Origin of the sequence: Siculibacillus lacustris (assembly GCF_004328075.1) — a bacterium.
Classification (GTDB): Bacteria; Pseudomonadota; Alphaproteobacteria; order Rhizobiales; family Ancalomicrobiaceae; genus Siculibacillus; species Siculibacillus lacustris.
Window position 1 is genome coordinate 16,669 of the sequence record NZ_SJFN01000015.1, and the last position, 26,544, is coordinate 43,212.

At 70.6% G+C, this 26,544-nt stretch carries 26 protein-coding genes; 17 read left to right on the forward strand and 9 right to left on the reverse strand.

Annotation, left to right across the window (positions count from 1 at the left end):
• Positions 1–4 precede the first annotated feature (4 nt).
• From EYW49_RS11330 to atzF, 5 genes are all read left to right on the forward strand, one after another.
• A complete protein-coding gene (locus tag EYW49_RS11330; protein ID WP_131309673.1) occupies positions 5–952 on the forward strand; it encodes an ABC transporter permease in 948 nt (315 codons plus the stop codon).
• A gap of 23 nt (positions 953–975) precedes the next feature.
• Entirely contained in the window at positions 976–1,869 is an 894-nt protein-coding gene (locus tag EYW49_RS11335) for an ABC transporter permease (RefSeq protein WP_165498216.1), read from the forward strand.
• Positions 1,866–2,909 carry an ABC transporter ATP-binding protein gene (locus tag EYW49_RS11340; RefSeq protein WP_131309675.1) on the forward strand — a complete coding sequence of 348 codons (1,044 nt, stop codon included), beginning with the start codon at positions 1,866–1,868 and terminating at the stop codon, positions 2,907–2,909. Before EYW49_RS11335 ends, EYW49_RS11340 begins: the two co-directional genes overlap by 4 nt.
• A complete protein-coding gene (locus EYW49_RS11345) occupies positions 2,902–3,882 on the forward strand; it encodes an ABC transporter ATP-binding protein (protein ID WP_131309677.1) in 981 nt (326 codons plus the stop codon). The genes EYW49_RS11340 and EYW49_RS11345 overlap by 8 nt, the downstream gene beginning before the upstream one ends.
• Before the next feature lie 277 nt (positions 3,883–4,159).
• Positions 4,160–5,974 (forward strand): allophanate hydrolase, encoded by a 1,815-nt coding sequence (gene atzF, locus EYW49_RS11350; RefSeq protein ID WP_131309679.1) that lies wholly within the window; start codon positions 4,160–4,162, stop codon positions 5,972–5,974.
• A gap of 7 nt (positions 5,975–5,981) precedes the next feature.
• Here the strand turns inward: atzF and EYW49_RS11355 are convergent, their stop codons facing one another.
• A complete protein-coding gene (locus EYW49_RS11355; RefSeq protein WP_131309681.1) occupies positions 5,982–6,707 on the reverse strand; it encodes a GntR family transcriptional regulator in 726 nt (241 codons plus the stop codon).
• A 144-nt stretch (positions 6,708–6,851) separates the two neighbouring features.
• On the opposite strand from EYW49_RS11355, the gene EYW49_RS11360 reads away from it, so the two are divergent.
• The 12 genes from EYW49_RS11360 (at position 6,852) to EYW49_RS11415 (ending at position 18,146) form a co-directional block, all read left to right on the forward strand.
• Positions 6,852–7,802: an isopenicillin N synthase family dioxygenase gene (locus tag EYW49_RS11360; RefSeq protein WP_131309683.1), complete on the forward strand. Its 951-nt coding sequence runs from the start codon at positions 6,852–6,854 to the stop codon at positions 7,800–7,802.
• 282 nt (positions 7,803–8,084) lie between these two features.
• On the forward strand, positions 8,085–9,197 hold the full coding sequence (locus tag EYW49_RS11365; RefSeq protein ID WP_131309685.1) for a BMP family ABC transporter substrate-binding protein: 1,113 nt from the start codon (positions 8,085–8,087) through the stop codon (positions 9,195–9,197).
• Positions 9,198–9,294: 97 nt separating this feature from the next.
• A complete protein-coding gene (locus EYW49_RS11370) occupies positions 9,295–10,389 on the forward strand; it encodes an ABC transporter permease (protein WP_228259582.1) in 1,095 nt (364 codons plus the stop codon).
• Positions 10,386–11,306 carry an ABC transporter permease gene (locus EYW49_RS11375; protein ID WP_131309689.1) on the forward strand — a complete coding sequence of 307 codons (921 nt, stop codon included), beginning with the start codon at positions 10,386–10,388 and terminating at the stop codon, positions 11,304–11,306. Before EYW49_RS11370 ends, EYW49_RS11375 begins: the two co-directional genes overlap by 4 nt.
• A 10-nt stretch (positions 11,307–11,316) precedes the next feature.
• Positions 11,317–12,006, forward strand: a complete 690-nt coding sequence (biuH, locus tag EYW49_RS11380; RefSeq protein ID WP_131309691.1) for a biuret amidohydrolase — start codon at positions 11,317–11,319, stop codon at positions 12,004–12,006.
• Complete coding sequence (gene atzD, locus EYW49_RS11385; RefSeq protein WP_131309693.1) at positions 12,003–13,109, forward strand: cyanuric acid amidohydrolase; 1,107 nt, start codon at positions 12,003–12,005, stop codon at positions 13,107–13,109. The genes biuH and atzD overlap by 4 nt, the downstream gene beginning before the upstream one ends.
• Positions 13,106–14,650, forward strand: a complete 1,545-nt coding sequence (locus tag EYW49_RS11390) for an ABC transporter ATP-binding protein (protein ID WP_206365449.1) — start codon at positions 13,106–13,108, stop codon at positions 14,648–14,650. The genes atzD and EYW49_RS11390 overlap by 4 nt, the downstream gene beginning before the upstream one ends.
• On the forward strand, positions 14,650–15,321 hold the full coding sequence (locus EYW49_RS11395; protein WP_131309695.1) for a cysteine hydrolase family protein: 672 nt from the start codon (positions 14,650–14,652) through the stop codon (positions 15,319–15,321). The genes EYW49_RS11390 and EYW49_RS11395 overlap by 1 nt, the downstream gene beginning before the upstream one ends.
• Complete coding sequence (locus EYW49_RS11400) at positions 15,318–15,512, forward strand: DUF4089 domain-containing protein (protein ID WP_131309697.1); 195 nt, start codon at positions 15,318–15,320, stop codon at positions 15,510–15,512. The genes EYW49_RS11395 and EYW49_RS11400 overlap by 4 nt, the downstream gene beginning before the upstream one ends.
• Positions 15,509–16,921 carry an AtzE family amidohydrolase gene (locus EYW49_RS11405; protein WP_131309699.1) on the forward strand — a complete coding sequence of 471 codons (1,413 nt, stop codon included), beginning with the start codon at positions 15,509–15,511 and terminating at the stop codon, positions 16,919–16,921. The genes EYW49_RS11400 and EYW49_RS11405 overlap by 4 nt, the downstream gene beginning before the upstream one ends.
• A 5-nt stretch (positions 16,922–16,926) precedes the next feature.
• Entirely contained in the window at positions 16,927–17,316 is a 390-nt protein-coding gene (hpxZ, locus tag EYW49_RS11410) for an oxalurate catabolism protein HpxZ (protein ID WP_131309772.1), read from the forward strand.
• Positions 17,317–17,345: 29 nt separating this feature from the next.
• Entirely contained in the window at positions 17,346–18,146 is an 801-nt protein-coding gene (locus EYW49_RS11415; protein WP_131309701.1) for a 5-formyltetrahydrofolate cyclo-ligase, read from the forward strand.
• Here the strand turns inward: EYW49_RS11415 and EYW49_RS11420 are convergent.
• The 8 genes from EYW49_RS11420 to EYW49_RS11455 form a co-directional block, all read right to left on the reverse strand.
• On the reverse strand, positions 18,136–19,377 hold the full coding sequence (locus EYW49_RS11420; RefSeq protein WP_131309702.1) for an ABC transporter permease: 1,242 nt from the start codon (positions 19,375–19,377) through the stop codon (positions 18,136–18,138). The two genes, EYW49_RS11415 and EYW49_RS11420, sit on opposite strands and share 11 nt — an antisense overlap.
• Positions 19,374–20,111, reverse strand: coding sequence for an ABC transporter ATP-binding protein (locus EYW49_RS11425; RefSeq protein WP_131309703.1), 738 nt, complete (start codon positions 20,109–20,111; stop codon positions 19,374–19,376). Before EYW49_RS11425 ends, EYW49_RS11420 begins: the two co-directional genes overlap by 4 nt.
• Positions 20,086–20,577: a hypothetical protein gene (locus tag EYW49_RS11430; RefSeq protein WP_131309704.1), complete on the reverse strand. Its 492-nt coding sequence runs from the start codon at positions 20,575–20,577 to the stop codon at positions 20,086–20,088. The genes EYW49_RS11425 and EYW49_RS11430 overlap by 26 nt, the downstream gene beginning before the upstream one ends.
• Positions 20,578–20,585: 8 nt before the next feature.
• Entirely contained in the window at positions 20,586–22,325 is a 1,740-nt protein-coding gene (locus tag EYW49_RS11435) for an alkaline phosphatase (RefSeq protein WP_131309705.1), read from the reverse strand.
• 165 nt (positions 22,326–22,490) lie between these two features.
• A complete protein-coding gene (locus EYW49_RS11440) occupies positions 22,491–23,498 on the reverse strand; it encodes a dipeptide ABC transporter ATP-binding protein (protein WP_131309706.1) in 1,008 nt (335 codons plus the stop codon).
• Complete coding sequence (locus EYW49_RS11445; protein ID WP_131309707.1) at positions 23,495–24,502, reverse strand: ABC transporter ATP-binding protein; 1,008 nt, start codon at positions 24,500–24,502, stop codon at positions 23,495–23,497. The genes EYW49_RS11440 and EYW49_RS11445 overlap by 4 nt, the downstream gene beginning before the upstream one ends.
• A gap of 3 nt (positions 24,503–24,505) precedes the next feature.
• A complete protein-coding gene (locus EYW49_RS11450) occupies positions 24,506–25,402 on the reverse strand; it encodes an ABC transporter permease subunit (protein WP_131309708.1) in 897 nt (298 codons plus the stop codon).
• Positions 25,392–26,402 (reverse strand): ABC transporter permease subunit, encoded by a 1,011-nt coding sequence (locus EYW49_RS11455; protein ID WP_131309709.1) that lies wholly within the window; start codon positions 26,400–26,402, stop codon positions 25,392–25,394. The genes EYW49_RS11450 and EYW49_RS11455 overlap by 11 nt, the downstream gene beginning before the upstream one ends.
• Positions 26,403–26,544: the final 142 nt, after the last annotated feature.

Below are 26,544 nucleotides of genomic sequence, written 5' to 3' on the forward strand. Positions count from 1 at the left end.
CAGCATGCTCAGTTACATCGTCCGACGGGTTCTCTACGCCGTCCCGATCGCCGTGGGCGTGACGCTCCTGGTGTTCGCGCTGCTGCACATGGCGCCGGGCGATCCGGTCAATGCGGTCGCCGGCCCCGACGCGCCGGCCGACGTGGTCGAAGCGCTGCGGCGGGCCTACGGCTTCGACAAGCCGCTGCCCTATCAATATCTGCTCTATCTCGGCCGGGTGGTCGGCGGCGATCTCGGCGTATCGGTGGCCACCGGCCGGGCGGTCGCCGGCGAACTGGCGCAGGCCTTCGCCAATACGCTGGTGCTGGCGCTCGGCGCGGCGGTGGTCGGCTTCGTCGCCGGCATCGCGCTCGGCGGCGTCGCCGGCTGGCACAAGGGCACGGTGGTCGACCACCTCGCCACCGTCGTCTCGCTGATCGGCGTCAGCGTGCCCCATTACTGGCTCGGCATGGTGATGGTCATCCTGATGGCGGTCGAGCTGAACTGGCTGCCGGCGATGGGCATGGCCTCGGGCGACGCGCCGCTGTTCGGGCTCGAGCAGGTCCGCCACATGCTGCTGCCGGTGCTGACCATGGCGGTGATCCCGACCGGCATCGTCGCCCGCTCGGTCCGAGCGGCGGTCGGGGAGACGCTCGAGCGCGAATTCGTCCAGGCGCTGAAGGCCAAGGGGATGCGCCGCGGCGCGGTGATGCGGCACGTGGTGCGCAACGTCTCGCCGACGATCATCGCCGTGCTCGGCCTGCAGTTCGGCTACCTGCTCGGCGGATCGATCCTGATCGAGACGGTGTTCTCCTGGCCGGGCACCGGCTTTCTGCTCAACGAAGCGATCTTCAAGCGCGATCTGCCGGTGCTCCAGGGCATCATCCTGATGCTCGCGCTGTTCTTCGTCCTTCTGAACCTGGTGGTCGACGTCGCCCAGGCGGCGCTCGATCCGCGCATGCGGCGCACCTGACCGCGCGGCCCCGGAGCGAACCCTTGGACACCACGGCCCTTCCCCGGATCCCTCCGGACCAAGTCAAAGTCAGCCGCTCGCCGGGCTATTGGGCCACGGTCGGGCGGCGGATCCTCGCCGATCGGGTGACCCTGGTCTGCCTCGTGCTCCTGGCGACGATCGCGCTGGCCGCGGTGTTCGCCGATGTCCTGGCGCCGCTCGATCCCTTGAAGACCAGCATGGCCAAGCGCTTGCGGCCGATCGGCACGCCGGGCTTTCCCCTCGGCACCGACGAGCTCGGCCGGGACATCCTGTCGCGCCTGCTCTATGGCGGCCGCATGTCGCTGCTGATGGGGTCGTGGCCGGTGGCCAATGCCCTGGTGATCGGCGGCACGCTGGGGATCGTCGCCGGCTTCTTCGGCGGGCGCCTCAACATGGTGATCATGCGCACCGTCGACGTGTTCTACGCCTTCCCCTCGGTGCTGCTCGCCGTGGCGATCTCCGGGGCGCTCGGCTCGGGCATGAAGAACGCCATCGTGGCGCTGACCATCGTCTTCGTGCCGCCCCTGGTGCGCATCGCCGAGACCGTCACCACCCAGGTCCGCAACCTCGATTTCGTCGAGGCGGCGCGGGCCTCCGGCGCCGGCAGCCCGACGATCATAAGGGTGCACCTGCTGCCCAACGTGATGGGGGCGATCGTCGTCTATGCCTCGGGCCTGTTCAGCGTCAGCATCATCCTCGCCTCGGGGCTCAGCTTCCTCGGCCTCGGGGTCGAGCCGCCGCAGGCCGAATGGGGGTTGATGCTCAACACCTTGCGTCAGGCGATCTATGTCCAGCCGTGGGTGGCGATCCTGCCGGGGATGATGATCTTCGTCACCTCGATCTGCTGCAATCTGGCGAGCGACGGGCTGCGCGCGGCGATGGAGATCAAGCAATGACCGTCGTCCACACCCTGCCGCCGGCGCCCGACGTCGGCGGGCCGGCCGAGCCGCTGCTCAAGGTCGAAGGCCTGACCAAGCATTTCCCGGTGCGCGGCACCGGCTTCTTCGCGCCGAAGCTGGTCGCCCGGGCGGTCGACGGCATCACCTTCTCGATCGCCAAGGGCGAGACGCTGGGGGTGGTCGGCGAATCCGGCTGCGGCAAGTCGACCACGGCGCGGCTGCTGATGCGGCTGATCGAGCCGGATTCCGGCAGCATGATCTTCGACGGCGAGCTGGTCGGGGGCGAGCTCTCGCTGCGCGACCTGCGGCGGCGGATGCAGATGGTGTTCCAGGATTCCTATGCCTCGCTCAATCCGCGCCTGACCATCGCCGACAGTCTGGCCTTCGCCCCCGTGGTCCACGGCATCCCGCACGGGGAAGCGATGGCCGCGGCCGCCGATCTGCTCGAACAGGTCGGGCTCGATTCGGCGACGGTGCTCGGCCGCTATCCGCATCAGCTGTCCGGGGGGCAGCGCCAGCGGATCAACATCGCCCGCGCCCTGGCGCTGCACCCGCGGTTGGTGATCCTCGACGAGGCGGTGTCGGCGCTCGACAAGTCGGTCGAGGCGCAGGTGCTCAACCTGCTGGTCGATCTGAAGCGCAGCTTCGATCTGACCTACATCTTCATTTCGCACGACCTCAACGTCGTCCATTACATCGCCGACCGGGCGATGGTGATGTATCTCGGCAAGATCGTCGAACTGGGGCCGGTCGACCGGATCTATGCCGCGCCGGCCCATCCCTATACGCGGGCGCTGTTCTCGGCACGGCTGTCGAGCGATCCGGAGCGCCGCACCGTGGCGGTGGCGATCGAAGGCGATCCGCCGAACCCGATCAACCCGCCGTCCGGTTGCCGCTTCCGCACCCGCTGCCCGATGGCGGCGGAAGTCTGCGCGGCGCACGAGCCGGCGGCGATCGATCTCGGCTTCGGCCATTCGGTCGCCTGCCACCTGCATGATCCGGCCTCCGGCCACGCGGAGGCGCGCGCCCATGTCTGACCCGACGCCCTTGCTCTCGGTCACCGGACTGAACGTCGCCTTCCAGACCCCGCGTGGCACCGCCCAGGCGGTCAACGGCATCGACTTCACCCTCGCGCGCGGCGAGGTCCTCTGCCTCCTCGGCGAGTCGGGGTCGGGCAAGAGCGTGACCTTGCGCGCCCTGATGCGTCTCCTGCCCGAGCAGCGCAGCCGGATTTCCGGGCGGGTGACGATCGCCGGCGAGGACCTCTACGGGCTGCCGGAACGCCGGGTCGAGGACCTGCGCGGCAAGGTCGTGTCGATGGTGTTCCAGGAGCCGATGCTGGCGCTCGATCCGGTCTATACGATCGGCGCGCAGATCGCCGAGACGATCGTCCGCCACGAGCGGGTGTCGAAGGCCGAAGCGGGCCGGCGGGCGCTCGAACTCCTGGAGAAGGTCCAGATTCCCTCGGCCAAGCGGCGGCTCGAGGCCTATCCCCACGAGATGTCGGGCGGCATGCGGCAGCGGGCGATGATCGCCCTGGCGCTCGCCTGCAATCCGGCGATCCTGCTCGCCGACGAGCCGACCACGGCGCTCGACGCCACGGTGCAGATGCAGGTGCTGCTGCTTCTGCGCCGCCTGCAGGCCGAGACCGGCATGGCGGTGATCATGGTGACCCACGACATCGGCGTCGCGGCGGAGACCGCCGACCGGGTGGCGGTGATGTATGCCGGCCGGATCGTCGAGCAGGGCACCGCGGCGCAAGTGTTGAAGACGCCGCAGCACCCCTATGCGACGGGGCTGTTCGCCTCGACCGTGCATGCCGGGCTCAAGGACCGGCGGCTCGACGCGATCCCCGGCGCGCCGCCGGATCTGACCGCGTTGCCGCCCGGCTGTGCCTTCGCCCCGCGCTGCGCCCGCCGGCGGGAGGCCTGCGACGTGGGCCAGCCGCCGAAGATCCGGATGGCCGACGCGCGTGAGGTGCTGTGCGTCGACGCGGTGGCGGCGGGCTGAGCGCGCGGGGAGGGGGCGGTCGCGGGGTGGGCTCCGCCGGTGTCGCGTCGCCGAGCCCGTGGTCCGGCGTCCTGCCGGAATTGCAGCGAGCTGCTCAATTCGGCGCCATTTCTGATCGTTCGAGCGGTTAGCGGCCGCCGGTGTCCTACGAAAGATGGTTGAAAACAAATCTTAAAACGGCGAATTTCGGCCTGTATGCAAAATGGTCTCCATGGCATGGGGCTTGCTGAGTGGGAGTACCCACCGCGATCGCTCCCGCGCCACCAGGACCTCGTCGATGCCCGTTTCCGTGCCCGTCTCTCTCGATCTCGCCTCTCTGCGCGCGGCCTATGCCGAAGGGTTCGATCCGCGCGATCTGATCGCCGCGGTGGCGGCGCGGATCGCCGCGCACGACGATCCGGCGCTGTTCCTGGCGCGGCCGAGCGCCGAGGCGTTGGCGGCGCGGGCGGCGTCGCTCGCCGGGCTCGATGCCGAGGCGCGGGCCGCGCTGCCGCTCTACGGCGTGCCCTTCGTGGTCAAGGACAACATCGACGTGGCGGGGCTGGCCACCACCGCCGCCTGTCCGGCCTTTGCCCGCATGCCGCCGGCGAGCGCCACGGTGGTGGCGCGGCTCGAGGCGGCGGGGGCGATCGTCGTCGGCAAGGCCAATCTCGACCAGTTCGCCACCGGTCTGGTCGGGGTGCGCTCCCCCTACGGCACGCCGCGCAATGCATTCGACGCGAGGCTCATCCCGGGCGGATCGTCGTCGGGCTCGGCGACTTCGGTGGCGGCGGGGCTGGCGGCCTTTTCGCTCGGCACCGATACCGCCGGGTCGGGGCGGGTACCGGCCGGGCTCGGCAATCTGGTCGGGCTGAAGCCGACGTTGGGGTTGATCTCGACCAGCGGCGTGGTGCCGGCCTGTCGCACCCTCGATTGCGTGTCGATCTTCGCGCTGACCACCGACGACGCCTTCGCGGTGCTGGAGGTCGCGGCCGGCTGGGACGCGACCGACGCCTTCTCGCGGCGGATCCCCCTCGGGCGGGTCGGGCCGCGCCCGGCGGTGGTGCGGGTCGGGGTGCCGCAGCCGCGCGACCGCCGGTTCTTCGGCGACGTCGCCGGGGCGGCGGCCTTCACGGATGCGCTCGACGGGCTCGCGGCCCAGGGCTTCACGCTCACCGAGATCGATTTCGAGCCGTTGTTCGCGGTCGCCCGGATGCTCTACGAGGGGCCGTGGGTGGCCGAGCGGATGGCGGCGATCGAGGACTTCCTGACGGCGCAGCCGGAGGCGCTCCATCCGGTCACCCGGACGATCATCGAGGGTGCGCGCGGCCGCACCGCCGTCGAGGCCTTCCGCGCGACCTACCGGCTGGCGGAAGCCGCGCGCGCGGCGGAGGGCCTGTGGCGCGACGTCGACATCCTGGTGGTGCCGACGGTGCCGCGGGCCTGGACGGTGGACGAGGTCGAAGCCGATCCGATCACCACCAATTCGGCGCTCGGCACCTACACCAATTTCGTCAATCTGCTCGGCCTGTCGGCGCTGGCGGTGCCGGTGGCGATCCGCGCCGACGGCGTGCCGGCGGGGATCACGCTGATCGGTCCGGGCGGCGGCGACGCGGCGTTGGCCGGGCTCGGGCGGTCGATCGAGGCGGCCTTCGCGCCGCCGCTCGGGGCGACCGGGGTGGCGCGGCCGCCGCTCGTGCCGGTCGTGGCCGCGCCGCAGGGCGACGAGATCGGTCTGGTGGTGGTCGGCGGCCATCTCTCGGGGATGGCGCTCAATCACGAACTGACGGCGCTCGGGGCGCGATACTTGCGCGCGGTCACCACCGCGCCGGTCTATCGGCTGCATGCGCTGGCCGGCGGGCCGCCGTTCCGGCCGGGGATGGTGCGGGTGGCGCAAGGCGGCGCGGCGATCGCTGCCGAGGTCTGGGCACTGAGCCCGGCGGCCTTCGGGCGTTTCGTTGCCGGCATCCCGGCGCCCCTCGGGATCGGCACGGTGGAGCTCGCCGACGGCGCGCGGGTCAAGGGCTTCCTGTGCGAAGCGGCGGGGCTCGACGGCGCAGAGGACATCACCGCGTCGGGCGGCTGGCGGGCGCACATGGCGGCGCGGCGCTGAGGAGGGGTCAGTGGCGGTCGCGCAGGATGCCGTAGGAATGGCGCGAGGACTCGAGATGCGCCCGCATCTCGCGCGCCGCGGCTTCGCGATCGCCGCGCAGCATCGCCTGGACGACGCGGTCGTGTTCGCCGTGGCTGACCGCCAGACGGCCGAGGTTGTGGAATTGGGCGCGGCGGAAGGCATTGACCCGGCGGCGCACGCCGAGCACCGTTTCGGCCAAGAAGCCGTTGTGGGTGGCGGCGTAGACGAAGGTGTGGAAGCGGTCGTTGGCGGCGGTGTAGCCGGCGAGATCGCCGATCCGCACCAGCTCGGCGGCGGCGATGTGCATGTCGTCGAGGGCGGTGCGCTCGATCGCGGTCATGGCGGTGGCGGCGAGGCCGGCGCACAGCGCTTCGAATTCGGCCATCACCGTGAACATCTGATCGAGCCGGGCGGCGTCGACCTCGGCGACCACGGCGCCGCGGTGGGGGCGGCTCTCGACCAGTCCCATCGCGGTGAGCTCGCGCAGGGCCTCGCGCACCGGGGTGCGCGACACGCCGAAACGTTCGGCGAGCTGGGTCTCGTCGAGGGCGGTGCCGGGGGCGAGTCGGGCGCAGGCGATGTCGTCGGCGAGTTCGGTGCGCAGGCGTTCGGTGTGGGTGATGCCGGCCCGGATGCGTGCGACCCGCGGTTGGGGCCGCGGCGCACCGTCGTCGCGACGGGCGGAACGGAAGGGGTCGCGCGTCCGGGGCATGCGTCCTCGCTGGGGCGGCTCGATTCGCCGCGCGGGGCGCGGCGGCAGGCTCCGGTTTGGCGGGCTTGCCGGGGGTTCGTCAAGTCCGTGTGGTGACGCTCCCCCCGGTCGGGGGACGCGCGGCGAGCGAAGAGAGGCGGGGTGATGGACGGGTCTCTACCGGTGATCGATCTGAGCGACCTCACCGCCGCGGCACCGGGGGCGCTCGAGCGGGTGGCGGCGGCGATCGGCCGCGCCGCCCGCGAGGTCGGGTTCTTCTGGGTGACCGGTCACGGGGTGTCGCCGGCGGTGAGCGCCGCGGCCTTCGCGGCCTCCGAGGCCTTCTTCGCGCTGCCGCGGGCGCAGAAGGCGGCACTGGCGATCGACCGGGTCGGCGCCAACCGCGGCTATGTCGGGGAGGGGGCGGAGTCCCTCGATCCGAGCCGGCCGCCGGACCTCAAGGAGGCGTTCAACATCGGCTTCGATCTTCCCGAGGGCGATCCCGAGCGGTTCGACGCCGCCGGCCAGCGCGGGGTCAACGCCTGGCCCGAACTCGCCGGTTTCCGGCCGGCGGTCGAGGCCTATTTCGCGGCGGTGCTGGCGCTCGGTCGGCGGCTGCATCGGGCGATCGCCCTCGATCTCGGAGCCGATCCGGAGTTCTTCGCCGACAAGCTCGACCGGCCGATGGCGACGCTCAGGCTGCTGCATTATCCGCCGCGTCCGGCGGCGATGGCGCCGGGGCGGCTCGGCGCCGGTGCGCACACCGACTACGGCAACCTCACCCTGCTCGCCACCGACGCGGTCGGCGGGCTCGAGGTGCGGCGGCGCGACGGGGTGTGGGTGGCGGCGCCGCCGATGCCCGGGGCCTTCGTGGTCAACATCGGCGACTGCCTGATGCGCTGGTCGAACGACGTCTATGTCTCGACGCCGCACCGGGTGGTCAATCCCGAGGGCCGCGAGCGCTGGTCGATCGCCTTCTTCCTCGATCCCAATCCGGAGGCGGTGGTGACGGCGCTGCCGGGCTGCGTGGCGCCGGGCGAGGCGCCGCGCCATCCGCCGATCACGGCGGCGGCGCATCTCGCCGCCCGCCTGGCCGCGACCTACGGCGGCGCCTGAGCGGGGCGGCTGCCCATCTTGCATACAATGATGCAGAAATATGCACATTAATGCGGCTTGGACGTAAACTGCATCCGATACGAGCGGCGCCGCCCGCCGCCCGGGCCTCGAGATACGGGTTCATCCTTAGGAGGCAAGCCTCTGCCGGCAGGGCGAAAACCGCTCTCGGCGCCGAAGTTCCGTCGGGACGTCAGGGGTTTGGCACAGGGCTTGCGACGAGGAAGGGAGTTCCCGTGCTCTTGCATACAACGCCGGGCCCGACCGACTCGAAGGGATCGTTCCATGACCAAGTTCACCCTCTCCCGCCGCAGCCTCCTGAAGTCCGCCGCCGCCGGCCTGGTCACCGCGCCGGTGTTCGGGATCGAGCGGGCCGCCGCCGCCGGCCTGACCATCGGCATCATCTACGTCGGCCCGCGTGACGACTACGGCTGGAACCAGGCCCATGCGGTCGCCGCCAAGGCGCTGAAGCTGGTGCCCGGCGTCACCGTGGTCGAAGAGGAGAACGTGCCGGAGACCATCGCCGTCCAGAAGACCATGGAATCGATGATCCAGCTCGACGGCGCCAAGCTGATCTTCGCCACCTCCTTCGGTTACTTCGACCCGCACATGGTCGAAATGGCCAAGAAGTTCCCGCAGGTCGAGTTCCGGCATGCGATCGGCCTGTGGCAGAAGGACAAGCACCCGTCGAACGCCGGGTCGTACTACGCCTATCTCCATCAGGCCCATTACGTCGACGGCATCGCCGCGGGGCTCTCGACCAAGACCGGCAAGCTCGGCTTCATCGCCGCCAAGCCGATCTCCTCGGTGCTTTCGAACATCAACGCCTTCGCCATGGGCGTGCGCAAGGTCAACCCGACCGCCACCGTCCAGGTGATCTTCACCGGCGACTGGGCGCTGCCGGTGCGCGAGGCCGAAGCCGCCAATGCGCTGGCCGATTCCGGTTGCGACGTGCTGACCTGCCACGTCGACAGCCCCAAGGTGGTGGTCGAGACCGCCGAGAAGCGTGGCGTCAAGTCCTGCGGCCACAACGCCTCGCAAGCCTCGTTGGCGCCCAAGGGCTTCATCACCGGCGCCGAATACAAGTGGGAGACGGTCTACAAGTATTTCGCCGACCTGCTCGCCAAGGGCCAGAAGCTGCCGAACTTCGAGCGCGGCGGCTACGACAAGGACTATGTCCAGAACACCGCCTTCGGGGCGGGCGCGACCGAAGAGGCCAAGAAGGCGGCAGCCGCGGCGATCGCCGATCTCAAGGCCAACAAGCCCTATGTCTCCGGTCCGCTCAAGGACAACAAGGGCGTGGAAGTCCTGGCCGCCGGCAAGGTCGTCGACAATTACGACGTCTTCCTGGAGACCACCAACTACCTCGTCGAGGGCGTCGTCGGCTCGATGACCTGATCGCCCGTCTCCCGCCGCGGGCCTTCCGGCTCGCGGCGGCGTCCGCCCTCCGTCCCGACGCAGGAGATCCGAGACCTTGTCCGAGACAACCACGTCCCTGGAAGCCGGCGGCGGTGTCGGCGGATTGACCGTCGATCGTCTGGCCGGCCTGTTGCGGGCCGCCGAGGCGATCGTCATCCCGATCGGGGCCGTGGTGGTTTCGGCGGCGATCTTCTCGCTGTTCCTGCTGGCGCTCGGCAAGTCGCCGGTGACCTTCTTCGATCTCCTGTGGCGCGGCGGCTACGGCTCGGCCTTCTCCTGGCAGAACACCCTGGTCAGGACCGCGCCGCTGATCTTCACCGCGCTGTGCGTGGCCGTGCCGGCGCGGCTCGGGCTGGTGATCATCGGCGGCGAGGGGGCGCTGGTGCTCGGCGGCTTCGCCGCGGCGGTGGTGGCGCTGCCGCTCCTCGGCCATGCCCCGCCGTGGGTGGTGATGCCGGCGATGTTCCTCGCGGCGATGCTCGCCGGCTCGGTATGGATCGCCATCGTCGGGGCGTTGCGCCATCACCGCGGCGTCAACGAGACCATCGCCTCGCTGCTGATGTTCTATATCGCCGTGGCGATCCTCAACTTCTTCGTCGAGGGAGCGCTGCGCTCGCCGGTCGATCCCAACAAGCCGTCGACCACCCCGATCGGCCCGACCAACATGGTCGGCGAGATCCCCGGGCTCGGCGTCCATTGGGGCCTCGCCTTCGGCGTCGTCCTGGCGATCCTGTGTCACGTGCTGATGACCCGCACCACCTTCGGCTTCGCGGCGCGGGTGGCCGGCGGCAACGTCCGCGCGGCGCGGGCGCAAGGCCTGCCGGTCGGGCGGCTGATCGTGATCTCCTGTGCGCTCGCCGGGGCCTCGGCCGGCATCGCCGGCTATTTCGAGGTGGCGGCGATCCTCGGCAAGGCCAACGCGTCGCTGGCCGCCGGTTACGGCTTCACCGGCATCCTCGTCTCATTCCTGGCCCGTCACAATCCGCTGGCGATCCCGCCGGTGGCGGTGCTGTTCGGCGGGCTGGCGGCGGCCGGCGGGCTGATCCAGCGGCGGATGGGGCTGCCCGACGCCACCGTGCAGGTGCTGCAGGGGCTGATCTTCGTGGTGATCCTGATCTCGGAGACGCTCTACGGGCGCTTCGCGATCTTCGACCGGGAGGCCAAGCGATGAGCGACGATCCGTTCTTCACCGTCGCGGTGGCGATGTTCGCCGGGGCGATCCGCGTCTCGACGCCGTTCCTGTTCGTCAGTCTCGGCGAGTGCCTGACCGAGAAGTCCGGCCGCATCAACCTCGGCCTCGAGGGCACCCTCGTCTTCGGGGCGATGAGCGCCTATGCGATCTCCTATCTCTCCGGCAGTCCGTGGCTCGGCGTGGCGGCGGCGGGCTGCTCGGGGGCGGTGTTCGGAGCGCTGCACGGCTTCATCTGCAAGCTGCCCAAGGTCAACGACATCGCCATCGGCATCGCCCTGATGCTGTTCGGCTCGGGGCTCGCCTTCTTCTTCGGCAAGAGCTTCATCCAGCCGACCGCGCCGCGCCTGTCGGCGATCGACTTCGGATTTCTGACCTCCAATCCGCAGATGAAGGTGGCGCTGCAGATCAACCCCCTGTTCTTCGTCGGGCTGGTGGCGGCGCTGGCGTTGTGGTGGGCCTTGCGCAACACCCGCTTCGGCCTCGTGGTGCGGATGACCGGCGACAGCGCGGCCACCGCGCGAGCGATGGGCACCTCGGTCGATCTTGTGCGCTTCCTCGCCACCACCATCGGCGGCTTCTCGGCGGGAATCGGCGGCGCCTTCCTGTCGCTCTACTATCCCGGCTCGTGGAACGAAGGCCTGTCCTCGGGCCAGGGCCTGATGGCGGTGGCGCTGGTGATCTTCTCGCGCTGGAACCCGATCGCCTGCGTCGCCGCGGCGCTGCTGTTCGGGGCGGCCGGCGCGCTCGGGCCGGCGCTGCAGTCGGTCGGCATCTCCCAGGGCTACCACTTCTTCAACGCCGCGCCGCACATCCTGACGCTCGCCATCATGATCGCCTCGACCTCGCCGAAGCGCTCGCTGAAGGGCGCGCCGGGCGAATTGTCGATCACCAAGTGAGGGACAGTCGATGACCGCCGCGCCCCGCACCGTCGCCGCCGCGCCCTATCTCTGGCCCTTCGACGGCGACCTGCGCCCCGAGAACACCGCGCTGATCGTCATCGACATGCAGACCGATTTCTGCGGGGTCGGCGGCTATGTCGACACCATGGGCTACGACATCGCCCTGACCCGGGCGCCGATCGAACCGATCGCCCGGCTGCTCGACGCCTTCCGGGCCGGCGGTTTCACGGTGATCCACACCCGCGAGGGCCATCGCCCGGATCTCGCCGACCTGCCGGCCAACAAACGCTGGCGCTCGCGTCAGATCGGCGCCGGCATCGGCGATCCCGGACCCTGCGGGCGGATCCTGGTGCGCGGCGAACCGGGCTGGGAGATCATCCCGGAACTGGCGCCGCTGGCCGGCGAAGTGGTCCTCGACAAGCCGGGCAAGGGCTCGTTCTGCGCCACCGATCTCGAACTGATGCTCAGGCTCGCCGGCATCCGCAATCTGGTCTTGACCGGCATCACCACCGACGTCTGCGTCCACACCACCATGCGCGAGGCCAACGACCGCGGTTTCGAATGCCTCTTGGTCGAGGACGCCTGCGCCGCGACCAAACTCGCCAACCATCTGGCGGCGATCGACATGGTCAAGATGCAGGGCGGGGTGTTCGGCGCGGTCGCCACCTCCGCGGCGCTCCTGGAGGCGATCGGATGACGCGGCAGGCGCGGGTCCATCGGCTGTCGATGCGCGGCCCCGACGACGTCGCGCCGCTCGCCGCGGCGATCGCCGCGGGACGCGTCGTGCCGGGGGCGATCGTCGCGATCCTCGGCAAGACCGAGGGCAACGGCTGCGTCAACGACTTCACCCGCGCCTTCGCGGTCGCCTCTCTGCGGGCCGCACTCGCCCCTCATCTCGCGCCCGCGGCCCTCGGCGGCGTGGCGATGGTGATGTCGGGCGGCACCGAAGGGGCGCTCGCCCCGCACATGCTGGTGCTGGAGGCGATCGAGACCGACGCGCCGCCCGGTGCGATGCCGGCCCTGGCGATCGGCGCGGTGCGCACCCCGGCGCTGGCGGCGGCCGATCTCGGCGGCCCCCGCCAGATCGCGATGGTCGCCGACGGCGTCGCTGCGGCGATGGCCGCGGCGGGGATCGCCGATCCCGCCGACGTGCATTTCGTCCAGATCAAATGCCCGCTGTTGACCTCGGCGCGGATCGCCGCGGCGCGCGCCGCCGGTGAGAGCGTGGCGACCACCGACACGCTGAAGTCGATGGGCCTGTCGCGCGGCGCTTCGGCGCTCGGCGTGGCGGTGGCGCTCGGCGAGGTCGAGCGCGCGCGGGCCGCGGCGGCGCGGATCGGCGGCGACGTCGACCTGTGGTCGGCGCGGGCCAGCACCTCGGCCGGGGTCGAGCTCGACGACCACGAGATCGTGGTGCTCGGCATGAGCGCGGCATGGTCCGGCCCGCTCGCCGTCGACCATGCGGTGATGACCGATCAGATCGACGTGGCGCCGGTCGCCGCGGCGCTGCGTCGGCTCGGGTTTTCCGCGTCCTCGCCGATCCCGACGGGCGAACGCGACCGCCTCGTCGCGCTGCTCGCCAAGGCCGAGGCCGGCACCTCCGGGCGGCTGCGGGACAGACGCCACACCATGCTCGAGGACAGCGATCTGTCGTCGACCCGCCATGCCCGCGCCTTCGTCGCCGGCGCCCTGGCCGGGCTGGTCGGCCATGCCGAGATCTTCGTCTCGGGCGGCGCCGAACATCAGGGTCCCGACGGCGGCGGTCCCGTCGCGTTGATCGCCAGGAGAGACACGCCATGACCGCGTCCGCCGCCGCCACGCTCGCGCCGATTCCTGCCCTGGGGGTCGAGACGATCGGCATGACCAAGATCTTCGGGCCGCTTGTGGCGCTCGAGGACGTATCGATACGGGTCGAGCCGGGCACGCTCCATGCGCTCCTCGGCGAGAACGGCGCCGGCAAGTCGACGCTGGTCAAATGCATGATGGGTTTCTATCAGCCGACCCGCGGCGAGATGCGGGTCGACGGCCACGAGGCGCTGGTCAAGAACCCGCGCGACGCGATGCGGCTGAAGCTCGGCATGGTCTACCAGCACTTCACCCTGGTGCCGTCGCTGACCGCCGCCGAGAACCTGATCGTGTCGCGGCCCGATTGTCCGGCGGTGATCGACTGGCGCGCCGAGACGCGCACCCTCGAGGCGTTCATGGCGACCATGCCGTTCTGGGTGCCGCTCGACGTGCCGGTGGCGAGCCTGTCGGCGGGCGAGAAGCAGAAGCTCGAGATCCTCAAGCAGCTCTATCTCGACCGCCGTTTCGTAATCCTCGACGAGCCGACCTCGGTGCTCACCCCCGACGAGGCCGACGAGATGCTCGGCCTGCTCAAGGGCATGACCACCCGCGGCGAACTGACCATCCTGATGATCACCCACAAGTTCCGCGAGGTGACGGCCTATGCCGACGCGGTGTCGATCCTGCGGCGTGGCCGGCTGGTCGGCGGCGGGCGGGTCGGCGAGATCTCGGTCGCCGAGATGGCGCGGGCGATGATCGGCGACACCGAGATCCGCGAACGGTCGGCCCGCGCGGTACACGAGGCGCGGCCGACGGTGCTCGAGCTCGCCGCGCTCTACGCCAGCGACGATGCCGGCCTGCCGGCGCTGACCTCGGTCGATCTCAAGGTCAAGGCCGGTGAGATCGTCGGCATCGCCGGGGTGTCGGGCAACGGCCAATCGGCACTGATCGAGGTGCTGTCGGGGCAGCGCGATCTCGACGACGGTCGCATCTTCGTCCACGGCCAGCCGTTCGAGCCGGTGCGCGACGAGATGGACCGGCTCAAGGTGTTCTCGCTGCAGGAGGAGCCCTTGCGCAATTCGGCGGTGCCGCGGATGAGCGTCGCCGAGAACATGGCTCTGCGGACCTTCGACAAGCCGCCGATCTCGTCGCTCGGCTGGTGGCTGTCGCCGCATCCGATGCGCGAGGCGGCGCGCGAGCTGATCGCCCGCTACCGGGTCAAGACGCCGTCGACCGACACGCCGATCGAGAACCTTTCGGGCGGCAACGTCCAGCGGGCGGTGTTGGCGCGCGAACTGTCGGGCGACGTCGACGTGCTGATCGTCGCCAATCCGTGCTTCGGGCTCGATTTCGCCTCGGTCGCCGAGATCCGCACCCAGATCATGGAACAGCGCAACCGCGGCGCCGCGGTGCTGCTGGTGTCCGAGGATCTCGACGAGATCCTGGAACTCGCCGATCGGGTGGCGGTGATGTCGGGCGGGCGAATCACCCTGATGTCGCCGATCGGCGAGACCGATCGGGCATCGATCGGCCACGCCATGGCGGGGGGACACTGATGATCGAGGTCGCGGCGGCACCGTTTCCCTATCCGTTCGATCCCGCCACGACGGCGCTGATCGTCATCGACATGCAGCGCGACTTCGTCGAGCCGGGCGGTTTCGGCGCGGCGCTCGGCAACGACGTCGAGCGGCTGACGGCGATCGTGCCGACGGTGGCGGCCCTCCTGGCGCTCGCCCGGCGCCACGGGCTGACCATCGTCCACACCCGCGAATCCCACGACGCCAGCCTCGCCGACTGCCCGCCGGCCAAGCTGACCCGCGGCGCGCCGAGCCTCAGGATCGGCGACGTCGGGCCGATGGGGCGGATCCTGGTGCGCGGCGAGCCGGGCAACGCCATCCTCGACGCGGTGGCGCCGCTCGACGGCGAAATCGTCCTCGACAAGCCGGGCAAGGGCGCCTTCTACGCCACGGCGCTCGGCGACATCCTGCGGCTGAAGGGCATCACCCATCTGATCTTCGCCGGGGTCACGACGGAGGTCTGCGTCCAGACGACGATGCGCGAGGCCAACGACCGCGGTTACGACTGCCTGCTGATCGAGGATGCCACCGAGAGCTATTTCCCGGCGTTCAAGGCGGCGACGCTCGACATGATCCGCGCCCAGGGCGGGATCGTCGGCTGGACCGCGCCGCTCGCCGCCCTCGCGGCCGCTCTGGAGACATCGGCATGACCGAGCCTGCGTTCGACGCCGAATCCCATGTCCGCGCGATGACCGCCAGCCTCGGCCTGACCGTCGAACCGGCGTGGATGCCGGAAGTGGTCGCCCATCTCGCGGCGATCCGCGCCGCGGCGCAGCTGGTGGAGCGCTTCGCGCTCGCCGACGAAGCCGAACCGGCGCCGATCTTCGAGGCCGGCCGATGACCGCGGACGAACGCCTGCTCGGATCGGCGAGCGCCATCGCCGCGGTGGTGACCGCCGGCCGGGTCTCCGCGACGGCGATGACCGAAGCGGCGCTCGCCCGCATCGCCCGGCTCGATCCCGGGCTCGGGGCCTTCACCGACGTCACCGCGGCGCGGGCGCGGGCGACCGCCGCGGCGATCGACGCCGACCGCGACGCCGGCCGGCCGCTCGGGGCCCTCGCCGGTGTGCCCTTCGCGGTCAAGAACCTGTTCGACGTCGAAGGCCTGCCGACCCGCGCCGGCTCCAAGATCAACCGCGAACGGGCGCCGGCTTCGCGCGATGCGACGCTGGTGGCGCGGCTGGAGGCGGCCGGAGCGGTGTTGGTCGGGGCGCTCAACATGGGCGAATGGGCCTACGACTTCACCGGCGAGAACGCCCACGACGGGCCGAGCCGCAACCCGCACGATCCGACCCGCATGGCCGGCGGCTCGTCGGGCGGCTGCGGCACGGCGCTGGCCGCCGGCATGGTGCCCCTGGCGCTCGGTTCCGACACCAACGGCTCGATCCGGGTGCCGTCGTCGTTCTGTGGCGTCTTCGGGTTGAAGCCGACCTATGGGCGGCTGAGCCGGGCCGGGACCTTCCCCTTCGTGTCGTCGCTCGACCATCTCGGGCCGTTCGCGCGGTCGGTGGCCGATCTCGCCCTGGCCTTCGACGCGATGCAGGGCGACGACCGTGCCGATCCCCATCTCGCCCGGCGCCGGCCGCTCGCCACCTCGACGACGCTCGGCGGTGGGCTCACCGGCCTGCGTTTCGGGGTGCTCGGCGACCATTTCGCCCGCAACGGCCACCGCGAAGCCTTCGCGGCGGTGGCCAAGGTGGCCGAAGCGCTCGGCCGACCGCCGACGGTGTTCCTGCCGGAAGCGGCGCGGGCGCGGGCTGCGGCCTATGTGATCACCGCGGCGGAAGGCGCGGCGCTGCATCTCGAGCGACTCAGGACCCGGGCCGGCGACTTCGATCCCGACACCCGCGACCGCTTCCTCGCCGGGGCGACGGTGCCGGCCGCCTGGGTGATCCGGGCGCAGACCTTCCGGCGATGGTTCGCGGAGGCCGCCGAGCGGCTGTTCGACACCGTCGACGTGGTGATCGCCCCGTCCACCCCCTGCGTCGCGCCGGTTTCGGGGACCAAGCGGCTGGTGCTCGACGGCGTCGATCTGCCGCTCCGGCCCAACATCGGGGTCTATACCCAGCCGATCTCCTTCGTCGGCCTGCCGGTGGTGGCGGTGCCGGTGTGGCTGCCCGGCGCCGGGCTGCCGATCGGCGTGCAGATCATCGCCCGTCCCTGGGCCGAGGACGTGGCGCTGCGGGTCGCGGCGGCGCTGGAGGCGATGGGCACGGTGGCGGCGCCGGTCGCCGCCGAGGAGGGGACATGAGCGCGCTGGAGATCGATCGGCCGGAGATCGTCGCCGAGGTACGGGCGGTGTTCGAAACTTACGAGGCGGCGCTCACCGGCAACGACGTCGCCACCCTCGATCGCCTGTTTCTCGAAGCGCCGACGACCATCCGCTACGGGGTCGGCGAGAATCTTCATGGATTTTCCGAGATCGCCGCCTTTCGCGCCGGGCGATCGCCGGCGGGATTGGCGCGGCGGCTGGAGCGGACGGTGATCACCACTTTCGGTACCGACTTCGCGGTGGTCTCGACCCTGTTCCGGCGCGACGCCACCCCCGCGCGGGTCGGGCGCCAGATGCAGACCTGGGTTCGCACCGCCGAGGGCTGGCGGGTCGCCGCCGCCCATGTCAGCGTCATCGACGACCCGCGCCCCTGATCCGCAGCCGTCCGAGGAGACCGAACCCCATGACCACCGACCCGATCGAACGCTGGCGCGGCCGCAACGAGAGCAAGGACGACCTGCGCCGCGGGGTGTGGGCGGCGCTCGAGGCGGCCGGGGCGTCGGAGGGCTCGCCGTGGAGCCGGATCCCCGACTATCTCGGCAAGGAGACGGCGGCCGAACAACTGGCGACGCTGCCGGAATGGAAGGCGGCGCGGATCGTCAAGGCCAACCCCGATCCGGCTCAGATCCCGGTGCGGCGCAAGGCGCTGGAGGCCGGGAAGCTGCTCTATGCGCCGGTGCCGGAACTGGTGAAGCCGTTCCCCTTCGTCGAGCTCGATCCGGAGGATCTGGCACGGCGCGGCATCGCCTTCGCGGACGCGGCGCGGTCGGAGGTCTTCGTCGAGGTCGGGCGGCCGATCGCTTTCGAGGAGATGAAGCCGATGGACTTCATCGTGGTCGGTTGCGTCGCGGTGACCCGTTCGGGCGGGCGCACCGGCAAGGGCGGCGGCTTCGCCGATCTGGAGCTCGGGATCTTCCGCGAGCTCGGCCTGGTGCCGGCGACCGCCCGCATCGCCACCACCGTCCACGATCTGCAGATCGTCCACGATTCGCGCCTGACCATGCTCGGCCACGACCAGCCGCTCGACTTCGTGGCGACGCCGAGCGAGCTGATCGTCACCGAGACCGCCTATCCGACCCCGACCGGCGTCGCCTGGGAGGCGGTGCAGCCCGACCAGTACGCGGGTATCCCGTTCCTCACGGCGCTGCGCCGAGACATCGAGCGCCGCGCGGCGCGGGCGGCGGTGACCGGGCTCAAGAGCTGAGGCCGTCGATCACCGAACCGCGGCCGGCGACCCAGGCCGGGATCAGCGCGAACAGGCTGCCGGCCAGCGCCACCGCGCCGGCCCACAGAATCTCCGGCGCGCCGATCGTCACCGGCACGGCGAGGCCGGTGTCGCCGGCGATCAACTGCGACACGGCGATCGCCGCGCCCCAGCCGAGGCCGAGGCCGAGGCTCGCGCCGGCGACCATCAGGACCGCCGCGGCGCCCCAGACGGTGGCCAGCACGAAGCTCTGCGGCGCCCCGAGCGCCCTGAGCACCGCATAACGGCGGCGGCGCAGGCCGACCACGGTGACCAGCAGCGCGGTCACGGCGAGGAACACCAGTCCGTCGTCGAGCGCCGAGGCGACCAGCAGGATCTGTTGGACGTCGCCGAGCGCGACGTGGAGTTCGACCAGGACTTCCGCCGGAAACAGCGCCTGGGTGACGCCGCGCCGCCATTCGCCGCGCAGCTGATAGGCGGCGGCGAAGCTCTTCGGCTTTACCACGATCGCCGGCACGTCGGGCACGGTCGCCGCGTCGAAGGGCGGGCCGATGCGTTCGATCCCGGGGGCGTGGCCGTTGCCGAGCCCATGGGTCTCCCACACGGTCTCGACCGGCACGATCACCGCGCGATCCCAGGGGCCGCCGGTCGGGGCGAGGCGGCCGACCACCTTGTAGTGCGCGCCGGCATGGACATGGGCGGCCTCCTCGGTGCCGACATGGCCGAGGTCGGTCGGCCACACCGCGCCGGCATGGCCATGGGACGGCTTGAGGTCGTCGCCGATCGCCAGGCGCGCGTCCGAGCCGATCACCGCTTCGTTCTCCGCCGCGAACATCCGCCCCTCGATCGGCGCGAGGCGGCCCCAGCGACCGGCGAAGGCGGCGGTGGTGCCGATCACCGGATGGCCGGCGACGACGTCGCCGAAGGCGATCGGCGCGACCGCGGCGACCCGCTCGTCGGTGCCGAGCCTGGCCAGCGCCGCGCCGTTCATCAACGGCAGCGCCTCGAGCCGGAGATAGACCGAGGTCAGGACCAATTGGGTGTTGCTGCCGGCGGCGCCGATCAGCAGCGGAAAATCGTCGGCGGCGCGGGCCGAGGCGTGGCGGAAGGCGCGTTCCTGGGCGCCGAGCGCGATGCCGACGGCGACCGCCACGGCGACCAGCACGACCACCACCACGGCGTTCCAGCGCAGGCCGCGCAGGTCGGCGAGGATCATCGGCAGCGGGTTCATCGACGCTCCTCGGCGATCAGGCGGCCGCCGGCGAGGCGATGGACGGTGTCGAGTCGTTCGAGCAGGGCGGGATCGTGGGCGACCACCAGGAGGGTCGCGCCGTGCTCGCGGGCGGCGTCGACGAGCAGGCCGGCGACGGCGCGGCCGGCTTCGGCGTCGAGGCTGGCGGTCGGTTCGTCGGCGAGGATCAGGCGAGGCCCGAGCAGCAGGGCACGGGCCACCGCGACCCGCTGACGCTCGCCGCGCGACAGCTTGGCGGCGCGGCGGCGGGGATCGTCGAGGCCCATGCGGGCGATCAGCGCGTCGGCTCGGGCATGGAGGGCTTGCCGGTCGGCGATGCGGCCGAAGCGGGCCGGCATCAGCACGTTGTCGCGCACCGTGAGCTCGTCGACGAGGTGGAAGTCCTGGAACACGAAACCGATGGTGGCGCGGCGCCAGCGACCGTGCGCCGCCTCGCCGAGCGTGTCGAGGCGGGTGTCGCCCCAGGCGACGCGGCCGGTGGAGGGCACCGCGAGGCCGGCGACGACGTGGAGCAGCGTCGATTTGCCGGCGCCGGAGGGACCGGCGAAGCCGACCCGGGCGCCGGGCGGCACCTCCAGGCTTTCGATGTCGAGGGCCCGGAACGGCGGCTCGCGGCCGCGGCGGTGTTCGACCACGACGCCGTCGAGGCGGAGCGCGGCGGCGCGCGGTCCGTCCGCCGCCGCGGGCTCAGCGGGTGCGGCGGAAGTCGGCATCGACGATCCTCATCTGGCTGACGAATCCGGTCGTCGGGTCGGTCTTCGACCCGACCTCGAGGCGGCCGGAGACGGTGACGCGGGTGCCGGCGGAGACCAGCGGCGTCGCCGCGGCGAGGGTCACCACGACGATGTCGACCGGCCAATCGGCGTCCGATTGGCAGAAGGGGCAGATCGCCATGGGTTCGCGGGTCAGCACGAAGAAGGTCGCCTCGGCCTGGAGCGGCGGCGCCATGTAACCGGTCAGCGACACCGGCCGGCCGGCGGCGCCGAGGACCAGCGGCGAGAAGGTCAGGCCGCGCACTCCGAAGCTGGCATAGAGCTGCTCGAAGGTCAGGACCACCGGATCCTCGGCGGCGGCGCGGCCGGGGCGGAGAAACGCGGCGAGGGGAACGGCGAGACACGCGGCGGCGAAGTGCCGCCGCGTGAGGAGACGATCGGCCGATCCGCGGGTCGGATGCGGCATGGCCACGGTCACTTGGCGAGACCGAGGGCGGTCGCCATGGCGCGGAACACCCGGGTGTTGTCGAGGCGGCCGTGGAAGACCTCCGAGCCCGGGCCCATGGCGGTCAGCACCACGTCGTCGCCGGCGTGGACCGCCTGGTTGGCGTCGAAGGGCAGGTTGCCGGTGATGTGGACGGCGCCGGGACGCTCGCAGTTCTTGGGGTTCTCGACATAGGTGTCCTTGGTGGCACCGGCCACCGCGGGTACGTTCTCGCCCTCGAGATAGGGCTTGGAATTGAAGCAGGTGTCGGGCGAGGAGCCGAAGGCGACGGCGATCCGCTTCGACACGTCGACCGACTTGGGATAGCCCTCGGCGTCAACGTCGTAGACCGGAACCTTGGCGTCGGCGTAGGTGCCGAGCTTCTCGCGCGGGGTCTGGCCCGGGCGGTCGTCGTCATAGGTGCCGATGATCGAGACGGCATGGGCATGGTCGGCGACGACGATGATCATCGTATCGTCGGCCTTGGCGGCGAAGTCCTTGGCGACCTTCACGGCGTTGTCGAGCATGATGACGTCGAACAGCGCCCGCTCGGGGTCCATCGAGTGGCTGTACTTGTCGATGCGGGCGGATTCGACCATCAGGAAGAAGCCGTCCTTGTTCTTCGACAGGGCTTCGATCGCCGCCTTGGTCTCTTCGGTGACGTCGGGCTGATCAGGGAACTTCGAGACCGTGCCCTTCTTGAGCAGGCGCAGGTCGAGGGCTCCGTCGACGTTGCCGGTGTTGTAGAGGCCGAGGATCTTGGTCTTGCCGTCGGCGACCGCCTTGTTCATCTCGGTCTTGGTCGAGACGAAGCTGTAGCCGGCGCTCTCGAACTGCTTGATGTAGTCGACGTCGTCGGGGCGCTTGGAGCCCGGAGTCGACTTGGCCAGGAAGAAGGGCGAGCCGCCGCCCATGATCACATCCGGCTTGACGTCCCAGAACATCTTGACGATGTCGTTGTAGTCGGAGCGCTTACGGGTGTGGGAGACGACGCCGGCCGGGGTGGCGTCCTCGATCTCGGAGTTGGTGACCACGCCGACGGCCATGCCGGTCCGGCGCTTGACCAGTTCACCGATGGTTTCGACCTTCGGATGCTCGAGGGTGTTCTTGTTCTTGGCGCAGTAGACGCCGAGGGCGTTGACGCAGGACTTGTGGCCGGTGGTATAGGCGCTCATCGAATTGGCGCTGTCGGTGACGATCGAATCGGTCCCGGCGGTCGAGATCAGCGCCATGTGCGGCATGTCGTCGATCGCGAACTCGCCGCCGTAGCGGCCTTCGACCATGCCCTTGGACATGATGCGGGCGGCGGTGCGGTGGGCGACCGAGAAGCCGTCGCCGATGAACAGAATGACGTTCTTGGCGACCCGGCCCTTGGGGGTGTCGAAGACCTCCCAGGCGACCGCCTTCTTCTTGTCGCCGGCGGTGGCTTCGATCTTGACGGTGCCGGGCTTGGCCAGCGAGACGTCGCGCAGCCAATAGGCGGTCAGATCGTTGCCGTCCTCCTTCTCGATCACCGTCGGCTTGGCGCCGAACACCTCGGCGGCGTCCTTGCCGTCGATGGTGACCTCGAGGTGGGCGGCGGCAGGCGCGCCGGGGAACTCGACCTTGAAGTCGAACTTCGACCCGGCGAGGATCTCGGCGCGGTTCAGCGGGTAGATCGTCTGCGCCTGGGCGGCGGCGGCGAGGCCGGCCGACAGGGTGGCGGCGAGGAGAGCGGAGCGCGGGAGCATGGTGACCTCGGCTTGATGAATCCGGGCGCACCGCGAAAACGGCGCGCTCCTTCATCAACACCGCGCACATTGCATATTTGTGACATGCGTCACGGGCGCCGGCCCCGTCCGCCTCCCGACCCGCGCACCGTCTCGACGGCGCGTGGGGGCGATCGCCCGGGCGCCTCACATGGTCTCGGCTTCGACGGCGTGGCAGGCGGCGACGTGGGTGGCGCTGCCGCGCGGCTCGGGCTTTTCGACGCGGCAGCGGTCGAAGGCGATCGGGCAGCGCGGGTTGAACACGCAGCCGGGCGGCGGCGCGAAGGGCGAGGGCAACTCGCCGGTCAGCACGATGCGCTCGCGCTTGCGGGTCGGGTCGGCGACCGGCGTCGCCGACAGCAGGGCGCGGGTATAGGGGTGGCGGGGATCGGCGAAGATCGCCTCCTTGGGCGCCCGCTCGACCACTCGGCCGAGATACATCACCAGCACCTCGTCGGCGATGTGGCGCACCACCGACAGGTCGTGGCTGACGAACACATAGGCGAGGCCGAACTCCTCCTGGAGATCGGCGAGCAGGTTCAGCACCTGGGCGCGCACCGACACGTCGAGGGCGGAGACCGGTTCGTCGAGGACGATGATCTTGGGGTGGAGCATCAGCGCGCGGGCGATGGCGATGCGCTGGCGCTGACCGCCGGAGAACATGTGGGGATAGCGATCGGCGTGTTCGGGACGCAGGCCGACGTGGGCGAGCATCGCCAGGGCGGCGGCGCGGCGTTCCTCGGGGGTCTGGTCGGTGTTGACCAGCAGCGGCTCCTCGAGCGTCTTGCGGATGGTCTGACGCGGATTGAGCGAGCCGTAGGGATTCTGGAACACCATCTGCACCGAGCGGCGCAGCATCTTCAGGCGATGCCCGTCGACGCCGGTGACGTCGATGCCGTCGATCGCCAGATGGCCGGCACTCGGCGGCTCGATCAGCGCCAGCATGCGGCCGAGGGTCGACTTGCCGGAGCCGGATTCGCCGACCACCGCGACGGTCTTGCGCGGGGCGAGCTTCAGCGACACGCCGGTGACGGCGCGCACCGTGCCACCCTTGGAGAACAGCCCGCCGCCGACCTCGTAGGTCTTGACCAGATCATCGGCGAACAGCACCGGGGTTTCGCTGTCGGCGGGCACGGGAGAGATCGCGGGGGTCATGCCGGCACTCCATCGAGGGAACGGTCGAGGGCGACCGGACGGCCGGCGACGAGCGGGGTGTGACAGAGGGCACGGCCGAGCTCCGGGCCGGCGCGGCGCGGCGGCTCGGTCGAGCAGATCGGCAGGGCGAAGCCGCAGCGCGGGGCGAAGACGCAGCCGGCGAGGCGGTCCCACTGGCCCGGCACCATGCCGCCGATGGCCGGCAGGCGGCGACCGGTGGCGCGTTCGGGCAGGGCGGCGAGCAGCGCCGCGGTGTAGGGATGGTGGGGATCGCGGAACAGATCGATGGTGGTCGCCTGCTCGACCTGGCGACCGGCATATTGCACCACCACCCGCTCGGCGGTCTCGGCGACCACGCCCATGTCGTGGGTGATCAGCACCAAGGCCATGTCCTGCTCGTCGCGCAGGCGCACCAGGAGGTCGAGGATCTGGGCCTGGATGGTGACGTCGAGGGCGGTCGAGGGCTCGTCGGCGATCAAGAGCTTCGGTGAGCAGGAGATCGCCATGGCGATCATCACCCGCTGGCTCATGCCGCCGGAGAGCTGATGCGGGAAGGCGTCGAGCCGACTCTCGGGGGAGGGGATGCCGACCTGTTCGAGCAGTTCGATCGAGCGGGCGCGGCGGGCGGCGCGGCCGAGGCCGAGATGGGTGGCGAGCGCCTCGCCGATCTGGAAGCCGACCGTGAAACACGGGTTCAGCGACGACATCGGCTCCTGGAAGATCATGGCGATGTCCTTGCCGATCAGCGAGCGACGGGCGCTCGGAGACAGGCCGAGGAGATTTTCACCGGCGAAGGTCAGGCGGTCGGCGGAGACGCGGGCGGTCTTGGGCAGGAGGCCCATGACGGCGAGCATGGCGACCGATTTGCCGGAGCCGGATTCGCCGACGATCGACACGATCTCGCGTTCGTCGACGGCGAGCGAGACGCGGTCGACGGCGCGGAACAGATGCCCGGAGCGGGTTTCGAACTCGACGGTGAGGTTCTCGATCTCGAGAAGGGACATCGGTCAGCTCCGCTTCAGCTTCGGATCGAGGGCGTCGCGCAGCCCGTCGCCCATCAGGTTGATCGACACGACGGTGATCAGGATGGCGACGCCGGGCAGGGTCACGACGTGGGGCGCGCGCTGGATGAACTCGCGGGCCGACGACAGCATGGCCCCCCATTCGGGGGTCGGCGGCTGGGCGCCGAGGCCGAGGAAGCCGAGGGCGGCGGCCTCGAGGATGGCGTCGGAGATGCCGAGCGCCGCCTGGACGATCAGCGGTGCCATGCAGTTGGGAAGCACGGTGACGAAGGCGAGGCGGAACGGGCCGACGCCGGCGGCGCGGCTGGCCGTGACGTAGTCCTTGGACATCTCGGCCTGGGCGGTGGCGCGGACGATGCGGACATAGCGCGGCATGTAGACCACGGTGACCGCGACGATGGTGTTGGTCAGCGAGGGGCCGATCACCGCGATCACCACGATCGCCAGGACCAGCGACGGCACCGACATGATCAGGTCCATCAGGCGCGAGATCATGGTGTCGACGATGCCGCCCATGAAGGCCGCGGCGAGGCCGAGGCAGACGCCGACGGCGAGCGACACGACCACCACCGAGAAGCCGATGAACAGCGAGTAGCGGGCGCCGTGGACGATGCGCGAGGCCATGTCGCGGCCGACGTCGTCGGTGCCGAGCGGGAACTCCCAAGTGCCGCCGGCCCAGACCGGCGACTGCAGGACATGGGCGCGGAACTGCTCCATCGGATCGTGGGACGAGATCACGTCGGCCCCGGCGGCGAGCAGGAGGACCAGCGAGATCAGCGCCAGCCCGAGCACGGCGCCGCGGTTGGTGGAGAAGTCGGCCCACAGGAGGCGCAACGGGTTGGGCGGGGTGAGCGCCTCGGCGGCGGTGGACTCAACGGCCATGGCGGATCCGCGGGTTGATGGCGGCGTTCAGGATGTCGACGCTCATGTTGACGATGACGAGCAGGGTGGAGATCAACAGGACACCGCCCTGGAGCGCCGGATAGTCGCGCCGGAAGATCGCCTCGATCAGCCATTTGCCGATGCCCGGCCAGGCGAAGATGGTCTCGGTGAGCACGGCGCCGGCGAGCATGGTGCCGCCCTGCAGGCCGATGGTGGTGACCACCGGGATCAGCGCGTTGCGCAGGGCGTGCAGGCCGATCACCCGCCACGGCGGCAGGCCCTTGGCGCGGGCGGTGCGGACATAGTCCTCCTCCAGCACTTCGAGCATCGAGGAGCGGGTCATGCGGGCGATGGCCGCGAGCGGGATGGTCCCGAGCACGATCGCCGGCAGGATCAGATGGGAGATCGCCGAGGAGAAGGCGCCGTCCTGACCGGACAGCAGGCTGTCGATGGTCATGAAGCCGGTGACCGGCTCGAAATAGAAGAGGAGATCGATGCGTCCCGAGACCGGGGTCAGGTCGAGCTGCACCGAGCAGAACAGCACCAGCAGCAAGCCCCACCAGAACACCGGCATGGAATAGCCGAACAGCGCCACGCCCATGATGCCGTGGTCCCACACCGAGCCGCGCTTGACCGCGGCGAGGATGCCGGCCGGGACGCCGAGCAGGACCGCGAACAGGGTGGCGAAGAGCGACAGTTCGACGGTCGCCGGGAACAGGGTCAGGAACTCGTGCAGCACCGAATCCTGGCTGATGATCGAGATGCCGAAATCGCCGTGCATCAGGCTCCAGACGTAGTCGAGGAACTGTTTCCACACCGGCTGGTCGAGACCGAGCTCGTGGCGGAAGAACTCCAGACGTTCCGGGGAGATGCCGCGTTCGCCGCGCCGAACCTCGATGGGATCGCCCGGAACCAGACGAATCGCCATGAAGGTGAGGAAGCACAGAGCGATCAGGGTCGGGACCGTCAGGCTGATGCGGCGGACGATGAAGGCCAGCATTTCGAAGACTCCAGGTCCCACGTCGTCGGGATGTCGCTCGCGGGCGGCACGGCATACACCATCCGCGGCTTCGCCGCGAGTTGCAACGCGGCCGATCGCGAGGCGATCGACCACGGGCGGTTCGACAAACACGACCCCCGGC